This is a genomic window from Xanthomonas sp. NCPPB 1067 (assembly GCF_020783795.1).
GTDB lineage: Bacteria > Pseudomonadota > Gammaproteobacteria > Xanthomonadales > Xanthomonadaceae > Xanthomonas > Xanthomonas melonis.
In genome coordinates, this window is sequence record NZ_JAJGQG010000003.1 from 164098 (window position 1) to 182770 (window position 18673).

An 18673-nucleotide genomic window follows, 5' to 3' on the forward strand; every position below is an offset into this window, starting at 1 on the left:
CGTGGGAAGGGCGCCTACCCTGGGCGGGCGCCCGGCGGCAGGCCGGGAGGTGGCCGCATCGATGGCGTTTGTTAAGCTCCGCCCTTTGTGTCCAGACCAAGGCCGACCCGATGACTGCATCCCCAGCCGCACGCCGCCCCGGCCTGCCCCTGCATTGGAAGATGGGCATTGGCTTTGCCGTGGGTCTGGCGCTGGGTCTGGCCGTCTATTATCTGGCCGGCAGCGATGCCGACTGGGTGCGCCTGGCCACCAAGTACGTCACCACGCCCTTCTCGCAGGTCTTCCTCAACCTGATCTTCATGCTGATCGTGCCGCTGCTGTTCTCGGCATTGGTCATGGGCATTTCGGAAATGGGCGACATCCGTGCGCTGGGCCGGGTGGGCTGGCGCACTCTGGGCTTTACCGTGGTGCTGTCCGGTGTTGCGGTGCTGCTCGGGTTGGTGCTGGTCAATGTGCTCAAGCCCGGCGCGGGGGTGGACCCGCAGCTGGCCAACCAGCTGATCCAGGAAAACGCCGAGCGCACCCGCGAGATCATTTCCAGCTCGGGCAGCCAGCCGCAGGGCATGGACATGCTGCTGTCGATCGTGCCCAACAACGTGATCGCCGCTGCGTCCAGCAATGGCGCCATCCTGTCGTTGATGTTCTTCGCGGTGATGTTCGGCGTGGGCATGGTGCTGACTGCCGATGAAAAGGTCGCCACGCTGCGGCGTGGGATCGAGGGCATCTTCGAAATTTCGATGACCCTGATCGGCCTGGTGATCCGGCTGGCGCCGTATGCGGTGGCCTGCTTCATGTTCAACCTGGCCGCGTTGTTCGGCTTCGATCTGTTGATCCGCCTGGGCGCCTACGTGGGCGTGGTGGTGCTGGCCCTGGGGCTGCACATGGTGGTCAGCTACGGATTGGCGGTGAAGTTCGCCGGGCGTTCGCCGCTCGGGTTCTTCAGGCAGACCCAGCAGGCCACGATGATGGCGTTCTCCACCGCGTCCAGTAACGCGACCCTGCCCACCGCCTTGCGTGTCGCCGACGAGATGGGGTTGCCGCCGCGGGTGTCGCGCTTCGTGCTGACCGTCGGGGCGACCGCCAACCAGAACGGCACGGCGCTGTTCGAAGGGGTGACGGTGATCTTCCTGGCGCAGTTCTTCAATGTGGACCTGAGCATCGGCCAGCAGTTCATGGTGATGCTGGTCTGCATCCTGGGGGGCATCGGTACCGCCGGCGTGCCGTCCGGCTCGCTGCCGGTGGTGGCGCTGATCTGCGCCATGGTCGGGGTCAATCCGGTGGGCATCGGCATGATCCTCGGGGTCAATCACTTCCTGGACATGTGCCGGACGGCGTTGAATGTGACCGGAGATCTGGCGCTGACGACCTTGGTGGCGAAAGGGGAGCCGGGATCCGGGACCCGGGACCCGGGACCCGAAGAAGCGCAGGCTGCGCAGTAGTACGCGAACGGGACATTTTTCTGCCGGGTTCGACCGCACGAGTCCGCAAGTCGGCTGACCTCCGGGCAATGCATGCGATCTTTGGTCCCGGGTCCCGGGTCCCGGCCTCAGTCACATGCTCTGTGGGAGAATAGGGATCTCCGCTTCCAGCGGTGTTCCCCTCCGCTTCCATAGACGCCCATGACCCAGCCCACCCGCCGCCAGCTGGCCAACGCCATCCGTTTTCTTGCCGCAGATGCGGTCGAAGCCGCCAAGTCCGGTCATCCCGGCATGCCGATGGGCATGGCCGATATCGCCGAAGTGCTGTGGAACGACTTCTACCGGCACAACCCGAACAACCCGCACTGGTTCAATCGCGACCGTTTCGTGCTGTCCAACGGCCATGGCTCGATGCTGCAGTACGCGCTGCTGCACCTGTCCGGCTACGACCTGCCGATCGAGCAGCTCAAGCAGTTCCGTCAGTTGCACAGCAAGACCGCCGGTCACCCGGAGCGCAGCGAAACCCCGGGCGTGGAAACCACCACCGGCCCACTCGGCCAGGGCTTCGCCAACGCCGTCGGTTTCGCGCTGGCCGAGAAACTGCTGGCACAGCGCTACAACCGGCCGGAGCTGGAAATCGTCGATCACCGCACCTGGGTGTTCATGGGCGATGGCTGCCTGATGGAGGGCATCTCGCACGAAGCCGCCTCGCTGGCCGGCACCTGGGGCCTGGGCAAGCTGGTCGCGTTCTGGGACAACAACCAGATCTCCATCGACGGCAACACGGCCGGCTGGTTCAGCGACGACACCCCGGCGCGCTTTGAAGCCTATGGCTGGCACGTGATCCGCGACGTGGACGGGCATGACGCCGACAAGATCAAGGCGGCGATCGAGGCGGCGCTGGACAACGGCGACAAGCCCACCCTGATCTGCTGCCGCACCAAGATCGGCTTCGGTGCGCCGACCAAGGCCGGCAAGGAATCCTCGCATGGCGCACCGCTGGGCAAGGACGAGCTGGAAGGCGCGCGCAAGGCGCTGGACTGGCCGTACGGCCCGTTCGAGATTCCCGAAGAGATCTACGCCGGCTGGCGCGCCGGCGGCACTGGTACCTTGCGTCAGGCCGAATGGGAACAGCTGTTCGACAAGTACGCCAAGCAGTATGCCAACGAAGCCGATGAGCTGACCCGCCGCTCGCACGGCGAGCTGCCGGCCGACTTCATCGCCAAGGCCGATGCCTACATCGCCAAGGCGCAGGAAGAGGGCCAGACCATCGCCTCGCGCAAGGCGTCGCAGCTGACCATCGAAGCCTTCGCGCCGTTGCTGCCCGAGCTGATCGGCGGCTCGGCCGATCTGGCCCATTCCAACCTGACCCTGTGGAAGGCCAGCAAGTCGGTGGCCACCGACGATCCGGACGCCAACTACGTGTATTACGGCGTGCGCGAGTTCGGCATGACGGCGATTGCCAATGGCCTGGCGCTGCATGGCGGCTTCATTCCGTTCGACGCCACCTTCCTGGTGTTCAGCGATTACGCGCGCAATGGCGTGCGCATGAGCGCGTTGAATCCGGCGCATGCCATCCACGTGTACACCCATGACTCGATCGGCCTGGGCGAAGACGGCCCGACCCATCAGCCGGTGGAACACCTGGCGTCGCTGCGCTACATCCCCAACAACGATGTCTGGCGCCCGGGCGATGCGGTGGAGTCGGCGGTGAGCTGGAAGGCCGCCATCACCCGCAAGGACGGTCCCAGCTGCCTGGTCTTCAGCCGCCAGAACCTGCAGCACCAGCCGCGCAGTGCCGAGCAGCTCAAGCTGATCGAGCGCGGTGGCTACGTGCTGGCCGAGGCCGAAGGCGGTACGCCGGACGTCATCCTGATCGGTACCGGTTCGGAAGTCGGCCTGGCGATGGAAGCGAAGAAGACGCTGGATGCGGCTGGCATCAAGACGCGTGTGGTGTCGATGCCGTCCACCGATGTGTTCGATCGCCAGGACGCGGCGTATCGCGAACAGGTACTGCCGAATGCCGTCCGCAAGCGCGTGGCGGTGGAGGCGGGCGTGACCGGCTTCTGGCGCAAGTACGTGGGTCTGGATGGTGCGGTGGTCGGCATGGACAGCTTCGGCGCGTCGGCGCCGGCCGATCAGCTCTACGCGTACTTCAAGATCACCGCCGAACACGTGGTGGAAGCAGCCAAGGCGTTGTAAGGCCGGTCCTGTGTTGAAAAGAGCGCCGGCAATGCCGGCGTTTTTTTTGCGCGCGGGCGGCAAGTCAGCGGCGCTGCGGGTATCCCGGCATGTCCATGCGCCCGAGTGATCGACCGGCGCGCTGCGCTCCCACGCGCTGCACGAACAAAGCAAGCTCAGCCTTCGATGGGGATTGTCGCGCTCGCTGATAAGGCATTCCTGAAAGCCGGCGCTGCCATGGGGCTGTTTAAAATGTGAATCATTCCCATTAAAATGGCGTATTGCCGCGGCTCGCGGCATGTCCTCCCCCTATGGACCCTCGCATACCGCCGCGACGGGTCGTCCTCGAATGCCTGTACCGGAGTTGTGATGAATCGTCCTGCCGTAATGCGTCTCCTTCCCATTGCGCTGCGCTCGCGCGCGCTGTCGCATGCGGTGTTCGCCGCGCTGTGCACCCTGTCCGCCGGCCCGGCGCTGGCCGAAACGCCGGCTGGCGACGTGGAGGTCACCACCCTGGACCGCCTCAACGTGCAGGGCGAGCAGGTCAAGGGCTATACGGTGGAGAAGACCACCGCCGGCACCCGCATGAACCTGGCGCTGCGCGAGATTCCGCAGTCGGTCACCGTGGTCACCCGTGAGCGCATGGACGACCAGAACCTGCAGAGCATCACCGACGTGCTCAACAATGTCTCCGGTATCTCGGTTGCGCAAAGCGACAGCGAACGGCTGGAGTTCTATGCGCGCGGTTTCTACATCGACAACTACCAGTTCGATGGCATTCCGGCCTACATGGAACAGGCCTGGAGCTACGGCGATTCTGCACTGGACGTGGCGCTGTACGACCGCGTGGAAGTGGTGCGCGGCGCCACCGGGCTGCTGACCGGCTCGGGTAATCCCTCGGCCTCGATCAACCTGGTGCGTAAGCATGCGGTCAGCCGCGACTTCACCGGCACCGTGTCGGTGGGTGGCGGCGATTTCAACAAGACCCGCAGCGTGGCCGATGTCACCGTGCCGCTGAGCCCTGAAGGCACCGTGCGTGCGCGCGTGGTCGGCGTCTATCAGGACGGCGAATCGGACATGGATCGCTACAACCTGCGCAAGAAGATCGGCTCGGCCATCATCGATGCCGACCTCACCGACAGCACCCTGCTGAGCGTGGGTTACGAGTACCAGAAGAAGGAGTCGGACGATGTCACCTGGGGCGGCTTCCCGCTATTCTACAGCGATGGCACGCGCACCAACTACGACCGTTCGTTCAATCCGGCGGCCGACTGGACGTTCTGGGACACGCGCCTGCAGCGCACCTTCGCCAGTCTGCAGCAGAGCTTCGACAGCGGCTGGATGCTCAAGGCCAATGTGAGCCACGAAAAGACCGAAGCGGCCAACCACCTGTTCTACCCAGCATACACTTCCGATGGTTTTGATCCTGCCAATGGCGGCGGGTTAGTGCCTTATTCCGGCAATTACATGACAGAGCGCAAGGCTGATGGTGCCGAGATGTATGCCGAGGGGCCGTTCCAGCTTTTCGGGCGAGAGCATCACTTGGTAGTCGGTGCTAGCTACAACCGCCGTGAATACGTTAATAACGGTACCTTTGATTTTCCGGCACCACTGAACAGCTACTTCGGCTGGAACGGCGCCTATCCGGAACCCAGCTGGAACCCATTATTGGTGCAGAGCGAAGGCACCATCGAGCAGAAGGCCGGCTATGTGGCGGCACGCTTCTCGTTGGCCGATCCGTTGAAGTTGCTTGTCGGTGCGCGTTACACCCGCTGGCAGATCGATGGAAGAAACTTCGACTTTGCTCTAAATCAGTTGTTGCCGTTCTCGGACCGCCAGAAAGAGGTTACACCGTATGCCGGTCTGGTGTACGACCTCAATGAAGTATGGTCTGCTTATGTTAGCTACACCGAGATATTCAATCCGCAGACTCGGCGTAACAAAAGCGGCGGTTTCCTTGATCCTTTGACAGGCAAGGCGTACGAAGCCGGCGTCAAGGCGGCGTGGTTCGACGACCAGCTCAATGCCTCGCTGGCACTGTTCCGCATCGAGCAGGACAATCTCGGCGTGGCAACCGGCGGCTTTGTTCCGGGCAGCAGCGAATCGGCGTTCGAGGCCGCCAATGGCGTGGTCAGCGAAGGCTTCGATTTCGAGGTGTCCGGGCGGTTGACCCAGGGCTGGAATGCCACCTTCGGTGCGTCGCACTACACCGCGCGCGACGATAGCGGTACGTCGATCAACAAGCATCTGCCGCGCACCACCATCAAGCTGTTCAGCAGCTACACCCCGCAGGGCGCATGGAGCGATCTGACCGTGGGCGGTGGCGTCAACTGGCAGAACCGCTCGTACTACGTGGACCCGGTGTACGGCATCTTCGAGCAGAGTGGCTATGCGCTGGTCAGCGCATTCGCACGCTACCGTCTGGCGCCGCAGTTCTCGGTGCAGCTCAATGTCGATAACCTGCTCGACAAGCGCTACTACGCGCAGTTCAACGGCGGCTACGGCGCGTGGGGCGCATCGCGTAACGGCATGCTGACCTTCAACTATTCGTTCTGAGTAGGCGCACGCTCAAGCTTCCCTAGGGAGCGGTCTCGCTGACACCTGGCACAGGCATCTTGCGAAAGATGCCTGTCCCTGTTTGCAGCGTACGACTTGTGGAGCAAGCACCGATGCGTCGACCATCGCGCATTGCCGCATGCGTCATTGCAGCGCTGCGCTCTCGACGGTTGCAGGGCATCGATGCGTTGGTCGATCGCAGAGGCGACACGCATCGCTGCAGTCCCCCGGCAGCTCAGCGCACCGGAGGCAGCAGATGCGGTGCCATCACGTCGCTCACCCACTCCATGAAGGCCCGCACGCGTTGCGGCAGATGTCGGCGATGTGCGTAGAGCAGGGTGGCGGGCATCGGTTCGGGCAGCAGATCTGGCAGTACTTCGACCAGGGCGCCGCTCTGCAGATGCGGGCGCAAGGTGCTGACCGGCGCCTGGATGATGCCGAGTCCGGCCAGAGCGGCAGCGAGATATCCATCGCCGTTGTTGACGGTGACCGGCCCGCGCATCGGCAAGAGTTGGTACGCCTGTCCATCGTGATACTCGAAGCCCGGCGCGCGCTGCCCCAATGTGGGCGCGTAATGCACCAGATCGTGTCGGGACAAATCCTCCACGCACCCAGGGGTGCCTCGGCGAGCCAGATACTCGGCACTCGCACAACTGATGATCCGGAAAGCGCCCAATGGGCGCGCAACCAGACTGGTGTCTTCCAGTGCCCCGACGCGCAACACGCAATCGAAGCCTTCGCGCACCACATCCACGCGGCGGTCGGTACCGCTGATTTCCACTTCCAGCTGTCGATGCTGCGCGAGGAAGGCCGGCAACGCCGGAATCACGAAGTTGCGTGCGATGCCCGTCGACATGTCCACGCGCAGGCGGCCGCGCAACTGGCCCCGCTCGCGCTGAAACATGCCTTGCAGCTCGTCCATGTCGTCGAGCAGATCGCGACTGCGTTGATAGTAGGCCGTGCCATCGCCGGTCAGTTGCACGCGTCGCGTGGTGCGATGCAGGAGCCGTGTTCCCAGCGATGCTTCCAGACGTTGCACGGCAGTCGACACGCTCGCCTTGGGCAGGCCCAGGGTTTCGGCCGCCTGGGTGAAGCTGCCGAGCTCGGCAACGCGTAGAAAGATGCGCAAGGATTCCAGCGTGTCCATCGATCGATTCGGTATCTTGAACGGTGCGCCCAGCGTGAGTGGATGTCGATGCGTCGGCAAGCGCTTCCTGTCTGCCAGGCGTGTCCGATTCGTATCGTCAGCTTCCGTCGCAGCCTGAGCCCCGAAGCGCTGCACGCGTTCGCTGCAAGGCGGCCGCGGGTCGGGTCATGCATGACGCCATTTTGGGCGTAGCTGGCGCGCGATCCGCAGGTGGCATGGCTGCCGCCGGCTACTACAAGCGTTGATCGCCATGCAGGATGGGATAGGGGTTCACCGCCTCGCCCTTCCACCACTGCCTTTCCGGCCCGAGTCGATGGATTTCGAAGTGCAGGTGCGGCGCTGCAGGATTCGCGTTGCCGGTACTGCCGACATAACCGATGACCTGCCCGCGCGTGACGGCCTGTTTTTCGGTCAGTCCATCGGCGTAGCGTTGCAGATGCGCATAGTAGTAGCAGTGCGTGCCGCTCGGCTCGAACTGGTACACGGTCAGGCCACCGCGTTCGCTGTCGAACAGCTTTTCGACCGTGCCATCGGCGACCGCAAGCACCGGAGTGCCGGCGGGCGCCAGGATGTCGATGGCATCGTGCACGCGGCCTTCGCTACGCGCGTCGGTGAAGGTGTCCTGCAGCTGGTTGCGGCCGATACCCTGCACGGGGATCAGAAGGTCGGTGGCGACAGGCGATGCATCGGGAATGGCAGCGGCAGGTCGTGCTGGAAGATCCTGCGCGGCTGGCGCTGGCGCAGTACTCGCCAGGTCAGGCGATGAGGCCGTCGTTGCCGGGTGCGCGACCGGCTCACTCCCAGGACGGGCCACGGTCGTGGGTGTGGGTGCTGCATTGGCCGGGGGCGTCACCGTCGCTTCAGGAACGTCGCGCTCCAGCCACCAGTAGCCGCCCGCGCCGATCGCCAGCCCCACGATCAACATCATCAGCAGTTTCATGCTTACTCCTGCATCACCACCGGGACCGACGGTCCGACCACGCCGGCCAGTGCGCCCACATCCCAGTTGGTCAGGCGCACGCAACCGTGCGATTCGGTCTTGCCGACATGGCCTGGCTCAGGCGTGCCATGCAGGCCGTAATGCGGCTTGGACAGATCGATCCAGACACGGCCGACCGGATTGTTGGGTCCCGCCGGCAACGTGGCCTTCTTGTCGCCCTTCTTGGCATCCCAGAACAGTTTGGGGTTGTACTTGAACACCGGGTCGCGCGAGATGCCCAGGATCTTCCAGCGTCCGATCGGCAGGGGATCGTGCTTGCTGCCCGAAGACACCGGGAACTGTGCATACACCTTGCCGTCCGCATCGAACAGTCGCAGCGTCGAATCGGACTTGTCGACCACCAGCCTGGCCGGTTTGGCGAGCGGCGCCACGCCATCGATATTGGGGACCTGGATCGCGCTGCCGGCCTTGCTCAGGTCCACGCCTGGATTGAGTTGGCGCAGCAGCGCCGGATCCGCATGGAAACGTTCACCAAGCGCCTCGTCGACCGAGGCATAACCCAGCGCGGACAGCTTGGCCTGCTCGGCAGGACCCTTGGGAATCGGCTGGAACGGGCCGGCGACATCGGCATCGGTCAGCGTGTACTGCACCAACGCCGGCGTGCTCTCTGCCTGCAGCGCCTGCCAGGTCGCATCGTCCATCTCGCCGGTCACCTTGATGCCATGCGCGGCCTGAAAGCCCGAGATCGCGCGCTTCTGGTTGGAGCCGCGTTCGCCGTCGATCTGACCTGGCGAAAAATGCGCGCGATCGAGCAGCACCTGCGCATGCAGATCCGAACGTTGGCCGGTCGCAACGTCCTTCTCGGCCGGCGTCGCAGCAGGTGTTGCAGGTGTGGATGCAGATTGCGGCGCCTGTGCCAGCGCAGGTAGCGCCGCGCCCAGCGCCAGGGCGATCAAGCAAACACGAGCATTGGAGCGTAAGGGCATGGGCAGGTCCGAAAGAGGCATGCCCGCACCTTGCCGCAGCTGCCTGCGTATCCACGTGAAATGACGGCATCGCCACGTGGTCGGCTTCTGCGAGGGGCCGGCGTTGTCGACTGGCTTCCCGGCACGCGCTCAAAGCGCCAGTACATCGGGTTGGCGACCGGCACAACGAGAAGGCGCATCTCGGCGGGCCGAATCGCGTCAACCTCGGGCAATGGCTGCCGTGCCTGGGTACCGTTCGCCCGTTGAGCATCGATACGCGCCACCGCTTCTCCTGGCGGCGATTCCCAAGGGCAGACGCTGATGGCCGCGGCGGCGCAGCGCTGTCAGCCAGGATGCTGCTGTCTCAGGCCGTAGAGAAGTAGCCGCGCCTGCACGCGCTCGCCGAGACCGCGCGGTGCATCCAGCGCCATGCGTTGCAGGCAAGCCATTTCCAGGGGCTGCACGCGCGGGGACCCGAGCAGTGCACGGGCCACGGTCGTCGCCTTGCCGACCGGACCGGCCGTCGCACTCTTGAGCCAGGTCAATGCGCGCAGCAGATGCTGTTCGACCTCGCTGAAATCGCTGCCGAGCGGGTAGTCCGGCAGGCTGCCATCACGCCGGAAGGGGGCCAGCGCGCGGCCCAGCGCCTCGGGCGTATTGCGCTGCGCGCGTGCAGGCAACGCCGGCTGTGCACGCAGCTTGCGCGATCGCCTTGCCTGCTCCAGCAGCGCGTCCTGGAAGCGGGCATCGCAGATGCCGGCCATCTCCAGCACGCACTGCTGATCGGTCTTGTGGCGCAGGTCGGCGATTCCGTATTCGGTGATGTACAGATCGCGCAGGTGACGTGGAATCGTGGTGTGGCCGTAGTTCCAGCGTACATTGCTGGCTGGGTGTGCGCCGGTATCGCGGGTGGCACGCAGCATCAGCACGCTACGCGCCTGCGGCAGGGCATGCGCCATCGCCACGAAGTTGTACTGCCCGCCGACGCCGGACACCACGCGGCCGTCGTCCAGTCCGTCGGAGACCGCCGCGCCCAGCGCAGTGGCCATCATGCAGGAGTTGAAGAACCGCGCATCGCGCCGCTGCAGGCGTTGCAGCGGTTCATTGCCACCATACAGTTGATTGATCTCGCTGATGCGGCGCATGCCGATGGCCCTGCGGGTGCGATCGTCCAACGCATGCAGCCAGCGGTAGAAATCCGGTGAGCCGAGATAGAACGCGCCATGCAGGAACTGGCCTTCGTCCTCCACGCGCGCGTGGTCGGCGGCATCGGCGTTGCCGTCGGCCATGCGCTGCATCAGCGGTAGGTCGTCGTGCACCTTGCGGCGGATCACGCCGCTGTCCACCAACTGCTTGAAGCCCTCGTTGAGCATCTCGCTGCAGCCATATAGCCCGATCGCGAACGGCTCCAGACCGCCACTGGCCTGCACGGCCGGGTGTGTGGCCAGTTCCGGATCCAGTGCCTGCAATACGCGCCGGTAGGTCGTGTTGTCGGTGTGGCGCAGCACCAATGCATGACTCAAGGCATCGGCCAGCGTTCCGATGCCGATCTGCAGGGTGCCGCCATCGCGTATCAGCGCGCTGGCATACAGGCCGATGGCGTAGTCGACGCTGCTCACCGGTTGTCGCGGCAGGCCGAACAGGCGAGGCGACGGGCCGGGCAGGTCGATGATCAGATCGAAGAACGTGGCGTCCACGGCGGCGGTACCGCCGATCCACGGCAGGTGCGGATCCACCTCGGCCACCAGCAGCGGGCGCGGCAACCGCAATGCCTGCACGGCATCCAGCGTGTCCTGGGTGATGTCGTTGTTGCACGACAACGACAGCCGCGTGCCGCCGGGCTCGCGCGCCACCTTCTGCACGATCAGGTTCGGTGCGCGCTGCGCTACCGCGGCCGCGGCATGCGTATAGTTCAAGCTGGTGTAATCGGCCTGCGCTTGGGTGGAGTGCAGCAAACCGCCGGATTGCATGTAGAACTCTTCCACCTGCACATGCGCCGGCAAGGCATCGCGCAACATGGCATCGACGTAATCCAGGCGCGGAAAGTCCGTGCCGAAGTGGCGTGCAATGAACGGCGCGGCAAAGCGTGCCTGCAGCCCCGCACCCGGCTTGGGCGGATTGAGCGACAGCGCGGTATACACCGCCAGCGGCCGCGACGGAGTGTCCTTGATCCGCCCATACAGCGCATTCAAGAGCCGATGCGGTTTGCCGATGCCCAGCGGTGCGCCTACGCGCAAGGGGCCGTCGATACGCTGCAGGATCCACTCCAGCGCGGAGTCAAGGTCGGTGAGGTGATCGGTCATCCGTGCAGGGTAGCCGAGCCGCCGTGGCATCGCGTGCAGGGCGGCGTGCACGTGGCTGGTGTTTGCGGGAGTCGCCATCTGACCAGTTGACATTGGTTTCGTTTACGCATGTAATCTTAAAAACGAGGTGGAAACGCATGACGATCAGCGACGCAGAGGCTGTTGTGATGCAAGTGCTCTGGGATAGTGCGCCCCGCACGGCAGACGAAGTGATCGCGGCGCTGGTGCACACCGACTGGGCCGAGCCGACCATCAAGACATTGCTCAATCGCCTGCTCACCAAGGGGGCGATCACAGCGCAGAAGGATGGGCGCAGATACCGGTACACACCCGTGTTGCAACGGGATCAATGGGTGCTCCAGCAGAGCGAAGGCTTGCTACAGCGTCTGTTTGGCGGCCGGGTCGCGCCACTGGTGGCGCACTTCAGCGAGCGTGGAAAGCTCAGTGCTTCCGATCTGGCCGAACTGAAGCGTTTGCTCAAGGAACTGGACGATGAGCCCTGATGCCGTACTCCTCCGTGCAACCCTCTACACCAGTGCCGCGGTACTGATCAGCTTTGTCTTGCGGCGTCCGCTGCGACACTGGATGGGTGCGGTTGCTGCCTATGCGATCTGGGCGAGCGTGCCGCTGGCCGTAGTGGCGGCCATATTCCCAGACCTGACGATGCACCCGGCACTGCCCTACGTGCCGCCGCTGGTTGTCCTGCCATCTGCTACCGGCACCAGCGCCGGCGGCGCTGGTGGGCGCGGACTGCTTGCAGCGGTGTGGCTGGCCGGAGCGATGTTGATGGCGATCGGTGTGTGGCGTGGCCAGCGCCGTTTCGTGCGCAGTCTCGGGCCGCTGGTCGCACTGAACAAGACGCTGTGGGTGGCAGCGCATGATGCCGGACTGCCGGTGTCGCTGGGTTTGCGACGTCCACGTATCGTGCTACCGCTGGACTTCACCACCCGTTACAGCGAGGACGAACGTGCCCTGATCTTGGCGCATGAGCGCCAGCATTTGCAGCGCCATGATCTGCACGCAAACGCGCTCGCGATCGTCTTGCTGTGTCTCGGCTGGTTCAATCCGCTCCTGCATCTGGCATGGCGCGCATTTCGCCTGGATCAGGAGTTGGCCTGCGATGCTGCGGTCATGGCTCGCTATCCGGAGAAACGCCGTAGTTATGCCGGCGCGATGCTCAAATGCCAGCTCGGCAGCAGGTGGATGCCACTGACATGCCGTTGGACAACGGCGCATCCGTTGACTCAGCGTCTGGCCGCCCTGCGCACACCAGCAGTAGCGCGACAGCGGGCACGCAGGAACAGTCGCTTGGTGGTGGCGCTGATTGCCATCGTCAGTCTCGCGTGCTGGGTGACCCAGCCGGCGCGCCTGCAAGCGACGCCTGCCGCTGGCACCGCGGTCGATTTCAGCAAGATGCAGCCTCCCAGATATCCAGCCGCGGCAGTCGCTGCCAATATCGCAGGTGTTGTCGAACTACAGATCGAGGTAAGTCCGAACGGAGTGCCAGGCCACATCGTCATCCTCTACAGCCAGCCTTCCGGAGTATTCGACCAATCCGTGCTTGAGGCAGCGCGCAGTTGGCGATTCACGCCTTTATATGTCGAGGGCAGGGCGGTGACTTCCAAGGTGCGCGTACCGGTACGCTTCGAACTGGATCCGCTGGAAGATTCCGCTCGCGTTGTCCATGCCATCGATAGTCCGCGTGGCACTGCGCAGCCGGGGCGAGGTGCTGGCTGCCCGGCGTTGGGTTGTACCGCGCAGGAGACGCTGTGATGCAACGCGCGTCTTTACTGGGCAGTTTGCTCGTGGCGCTGAATCTGAGTGGTTGCGTGACCCAGCCTGTGGTGGAGCAGGAGCACAGTCAACGCGAGGATTCGGTCGATCAACGTATGTTGCCGCTGCAGTCGGGCGCTGGTGGCACGGCCGCAAGGCAGGCCTACACGCTGTCGTCCACACAGCGCTTTCGCATGCCGCGGGCCTTGCGCAGCGATACGCCGGTGCTGCCATCGGATTCGCCAAGGCAGACCCTGGCGCCTACCACGGTGTGCGTGCAGGTAATACTCACCGCAGACGGCGCAGTGCAGCGCGTGGACCCTCTGTCGGATCGGGATGAGTGCAGCGCCGGGCGGCTGCCCGAGTATGCCGACCTGCTGCAAGCCGTGAGCACCGCGGTGATGCAATGGCAGTTCGTACCAGCGGCGATGTGTACTTACGCGCCTGGCGCAACGCCTCCGGCGGGCCTTGCCGATTGCACCGGCGCAGAGGGAGTTCAACCGGTACCTGTGACGCTACCGTTTGCCTTCACCTTCGAGGTACGACAGGGCAAGGCAAGCGTGCACGCAGGCAAGGTTGCACGCTGAGTACTGCAGGTCGACGCGGGGACAGGCGTGAGCGCCCCGGAGCTGCCTGGCTGAAGGCTGGATCACGCGCTGGATCAGCACTGCCGTGACAGTTCCGGTATCGAGCGGCTGTTGAACGACTCGGATACAGCTCGTGCTACGGGCGTCTTGCAGCTTGCGTCGGGATGTATCGGGAAAGCGTATGGCCGAGATCCTTCGGTTCGGCCAAAGCCGCATTGCGATAGCAATCCCCGCGCCCGCTCGACGGCGGTCGAATCACTCCAGCACATGCACGCTATCGGCAATGCGCCGTACTTCGTCCGGGTTGTGGCTGACGTAGAGCATCGGCAGGCGGATTTCGTCGCGTACGCGCTGCAGGTAGGGGATCAGTTCTTCGCGGCGTGCCTGGTCCAGGGCAGACAAGGGTTCGTCGAACAGCAGCAGTGCCGGTTGCGAGAGCAGCGCGCGGCCGATCGCCACGCGCTGCGCTTCGCCGCCGGACAGGTTGCGCGGCCGGCGCTGCAGCAGCGGCGCGATGCCGAGCAAGGCCACCACATCGTCGAATCCGAAGTGCACAGCTCCACGCGCATGTCGGCCGTAGCGCAGGTTGCCGCGCACATCCAGATGCGGGAACAGCCGCGCATCCTGGAAAACGTAGCCGATCCGGCGCTTGTGCGTGGGCAGGTTCACCTGCTGCCGGTCGTCGTACAGGCAGCGCCCGTCGATGCGGATGTGTCCGGCATGCGGCTGCACCAGGCCGGCGATGGCGTTGAGGACGGTGGTCTTGCCGGCACCGGAGGGGCCGACCAGCGCCACCACGCGCGCGTGGTCCTGGATGCCGACATGCCGCCGGAAGCTGCCGCATTGCAATTGCAGATCCAGATCCAGCATCAGTCGTCCTCGCGCGGATGCGGTCGGCGCACCAGCCATTCGGAAAGCAGCAACGCCGCCAGCGAGATCGCCAGTGCCACCGCCGCCAGCCGCCAGATGCCCGATTCCATGCCTGGCACCTGCATCAGGCCGTAGATCGCCGAGGACAGGGTCTGCGTTTCGCCTGGAATATTCGAGACGAAGGTGATGGTGGCGCCGAACTCGCCCAGGGCCTTGGCGAATGCCAGCACCATGCCGGCGACCAGACCGGGCCACGCCAGAGGCAGGGTGATGCTGAAGAACACCCGCCATGGCGTGGCGCCCAGTGTGGCGGCGGCCGCCTCGAGACGGCGGTCGGTGGCTTCGATCGACAGCCGGATCGCGCGCACCATCAGCGGAAATCCCATGATCGCGCAGGCCAGCGCCGCGCCGGTCCAGCGAAACGCGAACTGCACGCCGAAGTGTTCCAGCAACCAACCGCCGATCGGTCCCTGCGTCCCCAGCGTCATCAGCAAGACATAGCCGGTCACGACCGGCGGCATCACCAGGGGAAGGTGCAGCAGCGCGTCGAACAGGGCCTTGCCGGGAAAGCGCCGCCGCGCCAGCAGCCAGCCGCAGGCGATGCCCGGCGGCAGGCTGGCCAGCGCCGCCACCAGCGCGACCTTCAGGCTCAGGCCAATGGCAGTCAGCTCCTGCGGGGTAAAGATCGACAAACGCGATGCCTCAATCCTGCAGCGGGAAGCCACGGCGCGCGAAGATCGCCCTGGCCGGCGCGCTGCGCACCCATGTCACGAAGGCCGCCGTGGCCGGGTTGCGGCTGTTCTTCAAGGCAGCGATCGGGTACACGATCGGCGCATGACTGTCGGCGGGAAATGTCGCCACCACGCGCACCTTGGGGTCGGCGCGTGCATCGGAGCCATACACGATGCCCAGCGGTGCCTCGCCGCGCGAGACCAGCATCAGTGCCGCACGCACGCTCTCCGATTCGGCGAGGCGTCCGTGCACGCTGTCCCACTGGCCGAGCTTGCGCAGTGCTGCGGCCGCGTACTTGCCGGCCGGAACACTGCCGGTCTGCCCGAGCGCCAGGCGGCCGCCAGCGCCCAGCGCCCTGGCGATGCTGCCGGGGGCGCGCGGATCCACCTGCACCTTGCTGGCGGCGGGCGCGATCAGCACCAGGGTGTTGCCGAGCAGATCGTGGCGTTGTGCGGGCGCAACCAGGCCGCGTTGCTGCAGGTAGTCCATCCATTCCAGATCGGCCGAGAAGAACACGTCCGCCGGCGCGCCCTGCTCGATCTGGCGCGCCAGCGCCGAGCTTGCCGCATACGACACACGGACCGGCGTGCCGGTGGCCTTCTCGTACGCGGCTGCGGCATCGTCCATGGATTCCTTCAGGCTGGCGGCCGCAAAGACGGTTACCGGCGCCGCCTGCGCGCAGGCCAAGGCGGGCAGGGCGAGCATCAGCACGCACAGCGCGCGCTGCCAGAAACCGATCGTGCGCATGGAAAGCTCCAGCAGGTGGTGGGCACCGATCATAACGGCTGTGCCGTGAGCCGCGTGGCGTATGCCGGCAACGCGCTAGGGCTTCGCACCCCCGCAGCGGCCGGCCTGCAGGTTGGCCTGTAGCGCGGGACGGATCAGTTTCGGCTCGGGCAAGGTCGCGTCGCGTGCCTGCCGCTGCGCCACGAAGGTCTCGATGTCCACACCGTCGCGCACATGGATGTTGCTGCGCCGCTGTTCGCCGATGCTGGTCTGGTGCGCCACCGCCCGGCCGCCTGGACCGTAGTCATGGCAGACGAACACGCGGGTGTCGTCGGCAAGCGCGTACAGACGTTGGATCGACGCGTAGAGCTGTCGCGCATCGCCGCCGGGGAAGTCGCAACGCGCGGTGCCCGCATCGGGCATGAACAAGGAATCGCCGGGGAACAGCGCATCGCCGATCAGGTACGCGATGCTGTCGCTGGTGTGCCCGGGGACAGCGATGACCCGGGCCCGGATGCCGCCGAGCATGAAGCGTTCGTCGTCGCCGAACAGATGATCGAATTGCGAGCCGTCGGCGCGAAAGTCCTGCGGCAATGCATACTGCGGTGCGAGCGTCCGCTGCACCTGGACGATTCCGGCGCCGATGCCCATGCGCGCCTGCGGCCATCGCTGCTTGAGCCACTGTGCAGCAGACAGGTGATCGGCGTGGGCATGGGTCTCCAGCAGCCACTGCACCTCCCATCGACGCTGCCCGACGGCATCGACGATGGCCTGCGCCATGCGGCTGCCGATGGCTCCGGTGTCTGCTGCGTAATCCAATGCTGGGTCGATCACCGCCGCTGCGCCCGAGTCCGCATCGGCGACCACGTAGGTGAAGGTGTTGCTGTCGGCGTGGAAGAACGCAAGAACCTCGGGCTGCATCGGCGTCTCCGTGTCAGGGGCCGGCCAGCGTCGCGTTGAGGATGTCGGCCAGCCGGTCACCAGCCATGCGCAACTGCGCTTCGGCAATCGGACGATAAGTGGCCAGATAGTCCTCCGGCAAGACGTGTGCCTTCGGGTAAACGCCAGGCGTGATGGCGATCTTGCAGGACGCCTGCGCCCAGTTTGCCGCTGGCGGCGGCAGCACCGGCGACGCCGCAGTGGCGGCGGGCAATGCCAGCAGCCGTTGCAGATAGGCAGCGTCGCCGAGATGGCGCGCGTTGAGCATGCCGCTGTCCCACAAGGCGTGCAGGTTGCTGCCCTTGCCGTCGATCTGCAGCTGGAAATCGTTGCCGCCCTTGTCGTGCGCATAGCCGGCATGCATCGGCTGATGGATGTCGCCGACGAAATGCACCACGAACTTCAGTGCTCGCCGGCGCGCTTCCAGCGGCTGGCTGCGATCGGCCAGCACGGCGGTCTGGCGTTCCAGCGCGGCGACCACGCAGCTTCCGTCCGGGCAATCGCGCGCCGGCATGTAGTTGCAGTCGTGTTCGCCGAGATTGACGTAGTGCCAGCGCGCGGAACGCTTGCCCAGGTCCGGGTCGTGCTCGCGCAGATCGTCGGCCCAGGTTGCGATCCCGTGCAGGGTCGGGTCGGGTTCGCCGGCAAGCAATTGCGCGACCTGTGTACGCGCCTGCGGGCTCAGTTCGGTCTCGGCAACACGGGCCACCAGGCGGTGGCCCTGTGCGCCCCAGGCGCAGGCAGTGAGAGGTTGGATCGCCGCGGCGATGGCTGCGGCCAGAACACAAAGGGAGCGAGAGAAGGTCTTCATCCGCCCGATTGTACGCAACCGCCCCAGGCGGATTGATGGCCGTTGCCGGCATGCGCCGCCCTGGGGCGAAGCGGCGGTCCGCTCAGAAGTAGACCAGATACGACACGCCGTAGGTCAACGGATCGACCCGCGCCTCGCCCAGCCGCGTACCGTTGAAATCCACCTTGCTGCGCGAGTCGGTCCAGCGTGCATCCACACGCAGGCCGCTGCGATCGCTGAAGATGAAATCCACGCCGACATGCGCGGTCGCGCCCACCGAGTCACCGAACCGCAGTTCGCCATTGCCGATCGCCGGCTCGGTGTCCTCGCCCACGAAGGCGGTGTAGTTGATGCCGACGCCTACGAATGGCGACACCACGCCGTAGCCGTTGATGTGGTACTGCAGCAACACGCTAGGCGGCACCGACCAGTAACTGCCGACCTTGCCGACGCCTTGCAGTTCCAGGTCGTGCCTGCCGGCGACAGCGGCGTGCACTTCGATCCCGAGATTGTTGCGCAGGAAGTATTCGTAGGTGAACGAGAGTGTCGGGGCGCCCTTGATCTCGGCGCGTGCGGCGCCGAAGGCGCCGCTATCGGATTTCGGCGAGACGTAGCCCGCACCGTAGCCGGTGGTCCAGTGCCCGGCAGATTGGGCAAGGACGGGGCTGGTCGAAGCGGCCAGTGCGATGGCGAGTGCAGTGCGAATGAACGTGCTCATGGGATCCCCGGTAGGTCGGACAGGCGCG

Annotated in this window: 16 protein-coding genes; 6 read left to right on the top strand and 10 right to left on the bottom strand. The window is 65.2% G+C overall.

Features of this window, described 5'->3' with window-relative positions; translation table 11 throughout:
• Window positions 1–110: 110 nt before the first annotated feature.
• From LL962_RS03965 to fhuE, 3 genes are all read left to right on the top strand, one after another.
• On the top strand, window positions 111–1439 hold the full coding sequence (locus LL962_RS03965; protein ID WP_228315981.1) for a dicarboxylate/amino acid:cation symporter: 1329 nt from the start codon (window positions 111–113) through the stop codon (window positions 1437–1439).
• 180 nt (window positions 1440–1619) lie between these two features.
• Window positions 1620–3620: a transketolase gene (tkt, locus tag LL962_RS03970; protein WP_104586720.1), complete on the top strand. Its 2001-nt coding sequence runs from the start codon at window positions 1620–1622 to the stop codon at window positions 3618–3620.
• 348 nt (window positions 3621–3968) lie between these two features.
• A complete protein-coding gene (gene fhuE, locus LL962_RS03975) occupies window positions 3969–6155 on the top strand; it encodes a ferric-rhodotorulic acid/ferric-coprogen receptor FhuE (protein WP_228315982.1) in 2187 nt (728 codons plus the stop codon).
• 235 nt (window positions 6156–6390) lie between these two features.
• Here fhuE and LL962_RS03980 read toward each other — a convergent pair whose 3' ends face one another.
• The 4 genes from LL962_RS03980 to LL962_RS03995 form a co-directional block, all read right to left on the bottom strand.
• Window positions 6391–7302, bottom strand: coding sequence for a LysR family transcriptional regulator (locus LL962_RS03980; RefSeq protein ID WP_228315983.1), 912 nt, complete (start codon window positions 7300–7302; stop codon window positions 6391–6393).
• Window positions 7303–7534: 232 nt separating this feature from the next.
• Entirely contained in the window at window positions 7535–8242 is a 708-nt protein-coding gene (locus LL962_RS03985) for a M23 family metallopeptidase (protein WP_228315984.1), read from the bottom strand.
• 2 nt (window positions 8243–8244) lie between these two features.
• On the bottom strand, window positions 8245–9228 hold the full coding sequence (locus LL962_RS03990) for a L,D-transpeptidase family protein (RefSeq protein WP_228315985.1): 984 nt from the start codon (window positions 9226–9228) through the stop codon (window positions 8245–8247).
• A 323-nt stretch (window positions 9229–9551) separates the two neighbouring features.
• Complete coding sequence (locus LL962_RS03995) at window positions 9552–11510, bottom strand: acetyl-CoA hydrolase/transferase C-terminal domain-containing protein (RefSeq protein ID WP_228316030.1); 1959 nt, start codon at window positions 11508–11510, stop codon at window positions 9552–9554.
• A 137-nt stretch (window positions 11511–11647) separates the two neighbouring features.
• Here LL962_RS03995 and LL962_RS04000 point away from each other — a divergent pair, with 137 nt between their 5' ends.
• From LL962_RS04000 to LL962_RS04010, 3 genes are read left to right on the top strand one after another with little or no spacing between them, the layout of a single operon-like run.
• The gene (locus tag LL962_RS04000; protein ID WP_228315986.1) at window positions 11648–12013 is read left to right on the top strand and encodes a BlaI/MecI/CopY family transcriptional regulator; all 366 of its coding nucleotides are present in this window, start codon (window positions 11648–11650) and stop codon (window positions 12011–12013) included.
• A complete protein-coding gene (locus LL962_RS04005) occupies window positions 12003–13283 on the top strand; it encodes a TonB family protein (RefSeq protein WP_228315987.1) in 1281 nt (426 codons plus the stop codon). The genes LL962_RS04000 and LL962_RS04005 overlap by 11 nt, the downstream gene beginning before the upstream one ends.
• A complete protein-coding gene (locus tag LL962_RS04010) occupies window positions 13283–13870 on the top strand; it encodes a hypothetical protein (protein ID WP_228315988.1) in 588 nt (195 codons plus the stop codon). The genes LL962_RS04005 and LL962_RS04010 overlap by 1 nt, the downstream gene beginning before the upstream one ends.
• A gap of 255 nt (window positions 13871–14125) precedes the next feature.
• Here the strand turns inward: LL962_RS04010 and modC are convergent, their stop codons facing one another.
• The 6 genes from modC to LL962_RS04040 all read right to left on the bottom strand — a co-directional run bounded on the left by modC (window position 14126) and on the right by LL962_RS04040 (window position 18645).
• Entirely contained in the window at window positions 14126–14740 is a 615-nt protein-coding gene (modC, locus tag LL962_RS04015) for a molybdenum ABC transporter ATP-binding protein (protein WP_228315989.1), read from the bottom strand.
• On the bottom strand, window positions 14740–15426 hold the full coding sequence (gene modB, locus LL962_RS04020) for a molybdate ABC transporter permease subunit (protein WP_228316031.1): 687 nt from the start codon (window positions 15424–15426) through the stop codon (window positions 14740–14742). Before modB ends, modC begins: the two co-directional genes overlap by 1 nt.
• A gap of 16 nt (window positions 15427–15442) precedes the next feature.
• The gene (gene modA / locus LL962_RS04025) at window positions 15443–16219 is read right to left on the bottom strand and encodes a molybdate ABC transporter substrate-binding protein (RefSeq protein WP_228315990.1); all 777 of its coding nucleotides are present in this window, start codon (window positions 16217–16219) and stop codon (window positions 15443–15445) included.
• 75 nt (window positions 16220–16294) lie between these two features.
• Window positions 16295–17119, bottom strand: coding sequence for an MBL fold metallo-hydrolase (locus LL962_RS04030; RefSeq protein ID WP_228315991.1), 825 nt, complete (start codon window positions 17117–17119; stop codon window positions 16295–16297).
• A 13-nt stretch (window positions 17120–17132) separates the two neighbouring features.
• Window positions 17133–17948, bottom strand: a complete 816-nt coding sequence (locus tag LL962_RS04035) for a S1/P1 nuclease (RefSeq protein ID WP_228315992.1) — start codon at window positions 17946–17948, stop codon at window positions 17133–17135.
• An 82-nt stretch (window positions 17949–18030) separates the two neighbouring features.
• Window positions 18031–18645: an OmpW/AlkL family protein gene (locus tag LL962_RS04040; RefSeq protein WP_104586710.1), complete on the bottom strand. Its 615-nt coding sequence runs from the start codon at window positions 18643–18645 to the stop codon at window positions 18031–18033.
• Window positions 18646–18673 lie beyond the last annotated feature (28 nt).

Coding starts and splice junctions, on each gene's coding strand:
- tkt (WP_104586720.1), top strand. CDS start 1,620: ATGACCCAGCCCACCCGCCGCCAGCTGGCCAACGCCATCCGTTTTCTT.
- LL962_RS03965 (WP_228315981.1), top strand. CDS start 111: ATGACTGCATCCCCAGCCGCACGCCGCCCCGGCCTGCCCCTGCATTGG.
- LL962_RS03995 (WP_228316030.1), bottom strand. CDS start 11,510: ATGACCGATCACCTCACCGACCTTGACTCCGCGCTGGAGTGGATCCTG.
- LL962_RS04000 (WP_228315986.1), top strand. CDS start 11,648: ATGACGATCAGCGACGCAGAGGCTGTTGTGATGCAAGTGCTCTGGGAT.
- LL962_RS04030 (WP_228315991.1), bottom strand. CDS start 17,119: ATGCAGCCCGAGGTTCTTGCGTTCTTCCACGCCGACAGCAACACCTTC.
- LL962_RS04035 (WP_228315992.1), bottom strand. CDS start 17,948: ATGAAGACCTTCTCTCGCTCCCTTTGTGTTCTGGCCGCAGCCATCGCC.
- modA (WP_228315990.1), bottom strand. CDS start 16,219: ATGCGCACGATCGGTTTCTGGCAGCGCGCGCTGTGCGTGCTGATGCTC.
- LL962_RS03980 (WP_228315983.1), bottom strand. CDS start 7,302: ATGGACACGCTGGAATCCTTGCGCATCTTTCTACGCGTTGCCGAGCTC.
- fhuE (WP_228315982.1), top strand. CDS start 3,969: ATGAATCGTCCTGCCGTAATGCGTCTCCTTCCCATTGCGCTGCGCTCG.
- LL962_RS04010 (WP_228315988.1), top strand. CDS start 13,283: ATGCAACGCGCGTCTTTACTGGGCAGTTTGCTCGTGGCGCTGAATCTG.
- LL962_RS03985 (WP_228315984.1), bottom strand. CDS start 8,242: ATGAAACTGCTGATGATGTTGATCGTGGGGCTGGCGATCGGCGCGGGC.
- LL962_RS03990 (WP_228315985.1), bottom strand. CDS start 9,228: ATGCCCTTACGCTCCAATGCTCGTGTTTGCTTGATCGCCCTGGCGCTG.
- LL962_RS04040 (WP_104586710.1), bottom strand. CDS start 18,645: ATGAGCACGTTCATTCGCACTGCACTCGCCATCGCACTGGCCGCTTCG.
- LL962_RS04005 (WP_228315987.1), top strand. CDS start 12,003: ATGAGCCCTGATGCCGTACTCCTCCGTGCAACCCTCTACACCAGTGCC.
- modC (WP_228315989.1), bottom strand. CDS start 14,740: ATGCTGGATCTGGATCTGCAATTGCAATGCGGCAGCTTCCGGCGGCAT.